Origin of the sequence: Mycobacterium sp., from assembly GCF_039583785.1 — a bacterium.
GTDB lineage: Bacteria > Actinomycetota > Actinomycetes > Mycobacteriales > Mycobacteriaceae > Mycobacterium.
This window is the reverse complement of the sequence record NZ_JAVKSG010000022.1, coordinates 42,084-49,961: the sequence shown is the minus strand read 5'-3', so window position 1 is coordinate 49,961 and position 7,878 is coordinate 42,084. Positions and strand designations below refer to the sequence as shown.

Below are 7,878 nucleotides of genomic sequence, written 5' to 3'. Positions count from 1 at the left end.
GATGGGGTGGCGGCGATACCCGGCGCGGCTGGGCGCTCCGGTGGCGCACGCTCTGCTCAGGCATCGCTCGCCGTATCGCCGCTACCCCGGACGCTACGCCGACCCGTGGGGCGTGATCACCGCGAAATGGCCCGACTCCAGCAAGGACCACGCATGACCAACCGCACCGCAGTCGTCGTCGGCGGCGCATCGGGTATCGGCGAGGTGCTCGACCTCAACGGCGGCGCCAAGATGAAGCGCCACCTCGACCTGATGAGCCATGCGATAACGTTTGCTGCGCAATGAGTTCCGGGACTGCGGGGAATTTCGTTGGCCGGCAAGCGATCGTCACCGGGGCCGGGTCGGGCATCGGTGCAGCGCTGTGCCGCGCGCTGGCCACCGCGGGCGCCGACGTGGTCTGCACCGACGTCGACGGCGCCGCGGCGGCCCGCACCGCCGAAAGCCTGCACGGTCGCGGGTCGGCGACATCGGCCACCCTCGACGTCACCGATCCGGCCGCGGTGCAGGCCGCCGTCGACGGCGTCGTCGCCCGCGCCGGACGGCTCGACCTGATGTTCAACAACGCCGGGATCGCTTGGGGCGGCGACACCGAACTTCTGACGCTGGACCAATGGAACGCCATCATCGACGTAAACATCCGCGGCGTCGTGCACGGCGTGACCGCCGCGTACCCGGTGATGCTGCAGCAGGGCCACGGCCATATCGTCAACACCGCGTCGATGGCCGGGCTGACCGCGGCCGGCCAGATCACCAGTTACGTGATGACCAAGCACGCGATCGTCGGACTGTCGCTGGCGCTGCGTTCCGAAGCCATCCCACGCGGCGTCGGTGTGCTGGCGGTTTGCCCGGGCGCCGTCGAGACACCGATCCTGGACAAGGGCGCGGTCGGCGGCTTCGTCGGCCGCGACTACTACCTGCGCGGGCAAGGTATGAAGAACGCCTACAGCGCCGACCGATTGGCCGCCGACACGCTGAAGGCCATCAGCCGCAACAAGGCACTGCTGGTCAAGCCGCGGCAGGCTTACGCGTCCTGGGTGTTCGCCCGAATGGCACCGAATCTGTTGCAGCGCATGTCGATCCGGTTCATCGCCGACCAGCGCAAGCGGCAGGCCGCCAACGCAGCCGCCCAGTAAAGGAGCGGCTGCATCAAGCTTGATGCTCATATGATGCAGACGTGCGCACGACAGTCGATCTTCCCCCTGCGGTGCACCGCCGCGCGGTCGAACTCGCGAGGGCTAGCGGGCAGTCGTTGTCGTCGACGGTCGCAGAACTCACGGCGCGGGGTCTCAGTCAACTCGACCAGCCGCTGCGCATCGTGGTTAACGAACGCTCCGGATTTCCGGTGGTGAGCGTGGGTCGCCGGGTCACCGCTGCTGACGTTTACGCCGCACTCGACGACGAGTGACCACATACCTGCTCGATGCCAGCGTACTGATCGCACTGACGGTGGCCGAACATGAGCACCACGAACGAGCGACGCGGTGGGCCGCTGACATCGAACGCTTCGCCGTTTGCCCGATCGTGCAGGGCGCGCTGGTGCGATTCCTCGTGCGAATCGGCGAGAGCGCACACGCGGCGATAGAAGTGCTGCGGGCGGTCGATGCAATCCGGCGCTGCGACTTCTGGGCCGATTCGCTTTCCTATGCCGATGCCGAGCTCAGCCATGTCCACGGCCACCAACAAGTGACCGATGCCTACCTCGCCAGCCTGGCCAGCTCGCGCGGCGGGCTGCTTGCCACCCTGGACGAGACTCTGGAACAGGCTCGACCCGCGACCGTCTCGTTGGTTCCGCTGAGTTGACCACGATGCTCGACAGATGGCGATCGTCCGCGCCGGCTGGTGCGGCTATCGAGACCAAACACAAAGTGGTGCAGCGGATTTACACAACAACGTGCTCGATACCATCGCCGCCAACAACGTATGGGTGATCGGCCGAGGAGCCGAAACTCGGCAGGGGAGCTAACGCAGCCGCTCGTTGAGGAACTCGACGACGCGTTTGCGCGCCTCGTAGGCCGGGTGGCCGTCGACCTCGCGCACCTCGTCGGTCAGCACCGAGTGGGCCATCCGGGAGAAGCCGTGCTCGTTGCCCGGACTCGAATCGATTTCGATCACCTCGAACGCATCACCAAGACGATCTTTGAGCGTCTTGAACCGTTCGCCGGGAACCGCCTTGTCCTGCGTGAAGCGCAGGCCGATGGCGCACAGCCCTTCGTTGTCGGCACGGTCTTTGAACGCGTTCAACTCCAGGTCGCTCACGCCGGCGTCGCGCCGCTGTCGCGGGGTCAGCGGAAAGGGCACCGACGGCTGGCTGAGCACCGGGGCGAGCACGCTGTCGTCGACCGCAGCGGCCAGCGCGAAGCCGCCGGTGAAGCAGTGGCCGATCACTCCGACACCCTTACCGGGCGTCGATTTGTTCAAATCACGGGCCAGTGCCCGCAGGTACACAGACACCGGACGCTGCCTGTTGGTCGCGAACGCCGCGAATTCCCTTGACACACATGCCCGCGTGATGCTCGAGATCACATAGCCGGCGTCTTTTGCGCGCCCGGGCTCACCGAACAGCGACGGGATTGCCACGGTGAAACCATTGTCCACCAAATGGTTTCCCAGCCCCAGCACGCCCGGATGGATGCCCGGGATCTCGGGGATCAGCACGACGCCGGGGCCGTCGCCGCGACGGTACACGTCGTGGGTGTATCCGCCTCCGGTGAACGGCGCGACTGTCCATCCGGTGAGATCGCCTACCGGTGCTGTCATCGAGGTGTCCCTTCGGTTACCTGTGTGCGGGCAGAGGTGGCTGCGTTTGGGTGGCCGCCGCCAGCGCACGAAACTCGTCGACGCTGCCGGCCCCGGTGATCGCCACCTGCGCGGGTCCGGCCGGACTGTCCAGTCGCGTCGTCCAGATCGGCTCGACGCCGGGGTCGCCCTGGTAAGTGATCCACCGGACGCCGTTCACGTCGACGGCTCCGGTCGGATACATCGAGGCATGGATGGAGCCGACCAACTTCACCTCGTCGGCGTTGCTCTGCGTCAGGCTCAGATACTCACCGGACGGACTGATGAAGCCGACGGTCGAGGTGACGGCACGCAGCTTTTGGCCGGTCGCCTGGTCGGTGCGAGCGTCGGCGATGCTTCCGCGGCCACCGGAGTTGGCCTGCCACCCGTTGGGGAGCTGCGGCAGCCGGACCGGGAACCCGAGGGTCACCGCGTCGGCCTTCATCGCGCCGGCCGCGTCGTAGACCGGCACCGGCCCGCGGCCGATTCGGCCCGGTGAAAACGAGCACATCCCGACCGCGCCGGCCAACACGATGCAGGCCACCACCAGCGGCGCGATCGACCAGAACATGTCGCGGCCGTCCTGCAGCAACCGGGGCTTAGCCGGTTTGGCCGAGGGCTCGGGCTCAGACGTCACAACACGAGTATCCCAGCTACCGGCCGGCAACCTGCCTCTGGGACAATCAACAGCCATGACTGATCGCGCCGCTGCCTCCTCACCGGACCCCGGCTCGTCGTCGCGGACGGGGCCCGCAGGTTCTCGCCGTGAAGCGCCCGACCGCAACCTCGCCCTCGAGCTGGTCCGGGTCACCGAGGCAGGCGCCATGGCCGCCGGCCGCTGGGTGGGCCGCGGCGACAAAGAGGGCGGGGACGCCGCTGCGGTCGATGCCATTCGCCAGCTGGTGAACTCGGTGTCGATGCGCGGCATCGTGGTGATCGGCGAGGGCGAGAAAGACGAAGCGCCGATGCTCTACAACGGCGAGCACGTCGGCAACGGCGACGGCCCGGAGTGCGACTTCGCCGTCGACCCGATCGACGGCACCACGCTGATGAGCAAGGGCATGCCCAACGCCATCTCGGTGCTCGCGGTGGCCGACCGCGGCTCGATGTTCGACCCGTCGGCGGTCTTCTACATGAACAAGATCGCCGTGGGCCCCGACGCCGCCCACGTTCTGGACATCACCGCGCCGATCGGCGAGAACGTCCGCGCGGTCGCCAAGGTCAAAGGGCTCTCGGTGCCGGATATGACGGTCGTCATCCTGGACCGGCCGCGGCACACCAAGCTGATCCAGGATGTGCGAGACACAGGTGCGCGAATCCGGTTGATCACCGACGGCGACGTGGCCGGCGCGATCGCGGCTTGCCGGCCGGGCTCCGGCACCGACATGCTGGCCGGTATCGGCGGCACCCCCGAGGGCATCATCACCGCCGCGGCGCTGCGCTGCATGGGCGGCGAGATCCAGGCACAGCTGGCGCCCAAGGACGACGAAGAACGACAGAAAGCGCTCGATGCGGGATACGACCTCGACCAGGTACTGACCACCGAGGATCTGGTGTCCGGGGATAACGTCTTCTTCTGCGCGACCGGTGTCACCGACGGCGATCTGCTCAAGGGTGTGCGCTACGAACCCGGCGGCTGCACCACCCAGTCGATCGTCATGCGGTCGAAGTCCGGCACGTTGCGGATGGTCGAGGGCTTCCACCGATTGACCAAGCTCAACGAGTACTCCGCGATCGACTTCACCGGCGACAGCAGCGCCGCATACCCCCTGCCATAACCATTACCGACCTACCTAGCAAGGGATTTGCCTGATGGCAGACGACACCGAATATCGCATCGAACACGACACCATGGGCGAGGTCCGGGTACCCGCAAACGCGTTGTGGCGGGCCCAGACTCAGCGCGCCGTGGAGAACTTCCCAATCTCCGGACGGGGCCTGGAGCGCACCCAGATCCGGGCGCTGGGCCTGCTCAAGGGCGCCTGCGCCCAGGTCAACAAGGACCTCGGTTTGCTGGCGGCGGACAAGGCCGACGCGATCATCGCCGCCGCGGCCGAGATCGCCGACGGCCGCCACGACGACCAGTTCCCGATCGACGTGTTCCAGACCGGTTCGGGCACCAGCTCCAACATGAACACCAACGAGGTGATCGCCAGCATCGCCGGTGCCAACGGCGTGACCGTGCATCCCAACGACGACGTCAACATGTCGCAGTCGTCCAACGACACCTTCCCGACGGCTACCCACATCGCGGCCACCGAAGCCGCTGTGCGCCATCTCATTCCGGCGCTGCAGGTGCTGCACGACGCGCTGGCCGACAAGGCCCGCGAATGGCGGACCGTGGTGAAGTCGGGCCGTACGCACCTGATGGACGCCGTCCCGGTGACGCTGGGCCAGGAGTTCTCCGGGTACGCCCGCCAGATCGAGGCCGGCATAGAACGAGTGCGCGGCTCCCTTCCCCGACTCGGTGAGCTGGCGATCGGCGGCACCGCCGTCGGCACCGGCCTCAACGCCCCCGACGACTTCGGCGCCAAGGTGGTTCAGGTGTTGCTCGCCGTCACCGGACTGACCGAATTGCGCACCGCGACAAACTCTTTCGAGGCCCAAGCCGCCCGCGACGGGCTGGTCGAAGCCTCCGGCGCGCTGCGCACCATCGCGGTGTCGCTGACCAAGATCGCCAACGACGTGCGCTGGATGGGCTCCGGCCCGCTGACCGGTCTGGCCGAGATCCAGCTGCCGGACTTGCAGCCGGGCAGTTCGATCATGCCGGGCAAGGTCAACCCCGTTCTGCCCGAGGCGGTTACCCAGGTCGCCGCGCAGGTGATCGGCAACGATGCGGCCGTCGCGGTCGGCGGCTTGTCGGGCGCCTTCGAGCTCAACGTCTACATCCCAATGATGGCCCGCAACATCCTCGAGTCATTCACGCTGCTGACCAACGTCTCGACGCTGTTCGCCGAGCGCTGCATCGTTGGCCTTAAGGCCAACGAGGAGCACCTGCGCGTGCTGGCCGAGTCGTCCCCGTCCATCGTCACGCCGCTCAACTCGGCGATCGGCTACGAAGAGGCCGCCGCGGTCGCCAAGCAAGCGGTCAAAGAACACAAGACAATTCGGCAGACGGTGATCGACCGCGGCCTGATCGGCGACAAGCTCACCGAAGAAGAACTCGACCGCCGCCTCGACGTGCTCGCGATGGCCAAGGTCACCAAGGAATAGCCATGCTCGACGACGGACTCCGCCGGCGCCGCGTCGCGCTCATCGAAGAGCACATCAGCACCGAGGTGACCAAGGAGTTCGATCGCACGCTGGCCACCTTCAACGGGCATCCACGCTACGAGATCATGGCCACCGGCCAGGTTTTCGACGGCGACGACGAGGTCATGAATTACTACCGGACCACGCGTGCCGCGTTCCCCGACCAGCGGCACGACAACGTGCGCTACCACGTCACCGAGGACGCGGTAATCACCGAATTCGACCTGCTGGGAACGAATCTCGGCGAGTTCTACGGCATGCCGCCCACCGGCAAGGCATTCCGGGTGCCGGTCATCGCGGTGTTCTTCTTCGACGGCGATCGAATCGCAGTCGAGCGCATCTACTTTGACTCGGCCAGCCTGGTCACCCAGATCGGCCGCGGTGAATTGCTGGCAGCCGCCGCCGCGGGGGAGCTACCCGGGCCGTGACTCGGATTTGACCGGTACCATCGGTACGGCCAGCAGCGGGAACACCGCGCACACCGCGAAGGCGACGGGATAGCCGACCGCAGTGATCAGCGCCCCGAAGGCCGGCGGAGTCGCCGCTGCCATCACTCGTTGCGCCGTGTTCTGCACGCCCAGTGCGCGTCCGCTCCAGAATGGCCCGGCGTACTCGGTGATCGCGGTGGCCGCCAATCCGTTGTAGCCCACCGCGATCACGGTCGCGACGACCATCGCGGCCTCGGTGAGCGGTGACGTCAGATATTCGTTGAGCGCCAGTACCAGCAGCGCCAGGCAGGCTGCGACGGCGACGATGCGGTTCGGCCGCAGCCGGGAACCGACGCGATCCGACCACCGGCCCACGGCGATCCGGCCGACCGCACCGGTCAACTGCGCGACGGTTACCAGCACACCGGCCGTCGCGATCGACCAGTGGTGGTCGACGATCAGCCACACCAGCATGAAGGTCACCGTCATCGACTGCGGCACCATCAGAAACGCCGACGCGAAGTGGATGCGGCGCAACACGTTTGAACCCTGGTAGGGATTGGCCAGCTGCTCCGCAGTGGCGGCCGCCCTGGCCGGACGGGGCGGATCGGTCAGCAAGGCATAGCTGGCCAGCGCCGCCACCGCGCACGCGATCGCCGGATACAGCAGCGCCGCGAAGAAGCCGTTCTCGACCTCGGTCAGCTCCGGCATAGCGATGGCGCCCACCGCGACACCCAGCGGTTGCGCGGTCTGCCGGATACCCATCGCCAGACCCCGCTTCTGCGGCGGAAACGACCCGGACACCAGCCGCCCACCCGCGACATTGCTACTGGCCGCGGCCATTCCGCCGACGAACAACAACGCACCGATCGCCACCAGTGAGTGCATGGGCGCCGCGGCGAACGCAGCGACGCCGGCCAAACCGGTTCCTACCGCGAGCGTCTTCCGCTCGCCGAGCCGGTCCACCAGGTAACCCCAGCCGAACAATGTCAGCACCATGCCGAAGCTCGGCATCGCCGACAGCAGGCCCGCTGCCGTCAGCGAGGTGTGGCGGGCAGTTTCCAGCGCCGGAATCAGAAACACACCGCAGTTGATGAACAAGAACGAACACGACGTCGCCGCCACGCTGACCGCCAACGTCAACCAGGGACGCGCGATGCTGGTGGTCGCGGCTGTCTCGTTCCGCTGGGATGACATTGCCTCCAGTATGTCAGAGTGAACTGTTCGCGATCGGCGGCGCGGCAGGAATCAGGAAAAATCTCCGCGCAACGGCGACGCCCGCCAGGCATGGGACGTGGGCTGTCGCTGGCGTCTCCTGCCCCGATCACCGCAGGTTTCGCGACACCCACAAGCTGAGCTTGGGAGCCGACAAGGTCAGCAGCCCTACTGCGGCAGTTCCCGCCGGCGAAGTATCGAGGTCGGC

Annotated in this window: 10 protein-coding genes; 7 read left to right on the top strand and 3 right to left on the bottom strand. The window is 67.0% G+C overall.

Annotated elements, in window-relative coordinates; all coding sequences use genetic code 11:
* Nucleotides 1-153: 153 nt before the first annotated feature.
* Genes ABDV69_RS09710 through ABDV69_RS09695 form a run of 4 tightly spaced genes read left to right on the top strand, consistent with a single transcriptional unit; the run spans nucleotide 154 to nucleotide 1,800 of the window.
* Complete coding sequence (locus tag ABDV69_RS09710) at nucleotides 154-285, top strand: hypothetical protein (protein ID WP_343573605.1); 132 nt, start codon at nucleotides 154-156, stop codon at nucleotides 283-285.
* Nucleotides 282-1,133, top strand: coding sequence for an SDR family oxidoreductase (locus tag ABDV69_RS09705; RefSeq protein ID WP_343573602.1), 852 nt, complete (start codon nucleotides 282-284; stop codon nucleotides 1,131-1,133). Before ABDV69_RS09710 ends, ABDV69_RS09705 begins: the two co-directional genes overlap by 4 nt.
* A 41-nt stretch (nucleotides 1,134-1,174) precedes the next feature.
* A complete protein-coding gene (locus ABDV69_RS09700) occupies nucleotides 1,175-1,405 on the top strand; it encodes a hypothetical protein (protein WP_343573600.1) in 231 nt (76 codons plus the stop codon).
* On the top strand, nucleotides 1,402-1,800 hold the full coding sequence (locus ABDV69_RS09695; RefSeq protein ID WP_343573598.1) for a TA system VapC family ribonuclease toxin: 399 nt from the start codon (nucleotides 1,402-1,404) through the stop codon (nucleotides 1,798-1,800). Before ABDV69_RS09700 ends, ABDV69_RS09695 begins: the two co-directional genes overlap by 4 nt.
* A gap of 159 nt (nucleotides 1,801-1,959) precedes the next feature.
* Here ABDV69_RS09695 and ABDV69_RS09690 read toward each other — a convergent pair whose 3' ends face one another.
* Entirely contained in the window at nucleotides 1,960-2,757 is a 798-nt protein-coding gene (locus tag ABDV69_RS09690; RefSeq protein ID WP_343573596.1) for a dienelactone hydrolase family protein, read from the bottom strand.
* Nucleotides 2,758-2,773: 16 nt separating this feature from the next.
* Complete coding sequence (locus ABDV69_RS09685) at nucleotides 2,774-3,412, bottom strand: DUF4245 domain-containing protein (protein ID WP_343573594.1); 639 nt, start codon at nucleotides 3,410-3,412, stop codon at nucleotides 2,774-2,776.
* A gap of 55 nt (nucleotides 3,413-3,467) precedes the next feature.
* On the opposite strand from ABDV69_RS09685, the gene glpX reads away from it, so the two are divergent.
* The 3 genes from glpX to ABDV69_RS09670 are packed head-to-tail and all read left to right on the top strand — an operon-like array spanning nucleotide 3,468 to nucleotide 6,455.
* A complete protein-coding gene (gene glpX, locus ABDV69_RS09680) occupies nucleotides 3,468-4,553 on the top strand; it encodes a class II fructose-bisphosphatase (RefSeq protein ID WP_343573593.1) in 1,086 nt (361 codons plus the stop codon).
* Between the two features lie 34 nt (nucleotides 4,554-4,587).
* Nucleotides 4,588-5,988: a class II fumarate hydratase gene (locus ABDV69_RS09675; RefSeq protein WP_343573592.1), complete on the top strand. Its 1,401-nt coding sequence runs from the start codon at nucleotides 4,588-4,590 to the stop codon at nucleotides 5,986-5,988.
* 2 nt (nucleotides 5,989-5,990) lie between these two features.
* Nucleotides 5,991-6,455 (top strand): ester cyclase, encoded by a 465-nt coding sequence (locus tag ABDV69_RS09670; protein WP_343573590.1) that lies wholly within the window; start codon nucleotides 5,991-5,993, stop codon nucleotides 6,453-6,455.
* On the opposite strand, the gene ABDV69_RS09665 is transcribed toward ABDV69_RS09670, so the two are convergent.
* Nucleotides 6,441-7,652 carry an MFS transporter gene (locus ABDV69_RS09665; RefSeq protein WP_343573587.1) on the bottom strand — a complete coding sequence of 404 codons (1,212 nt, stop codon included), beginning with the start codon at nucleotides 7,650-7,652 and terminating at the stop codon, nucleotides 6,441-6,443. The genes ABDV69_RS09670 and ABDV69_RS09665 overlap by 15 nt on opposite strands.
* Nucleotides 7,653-7,878 lie beyond the last annotated feature (226 nt).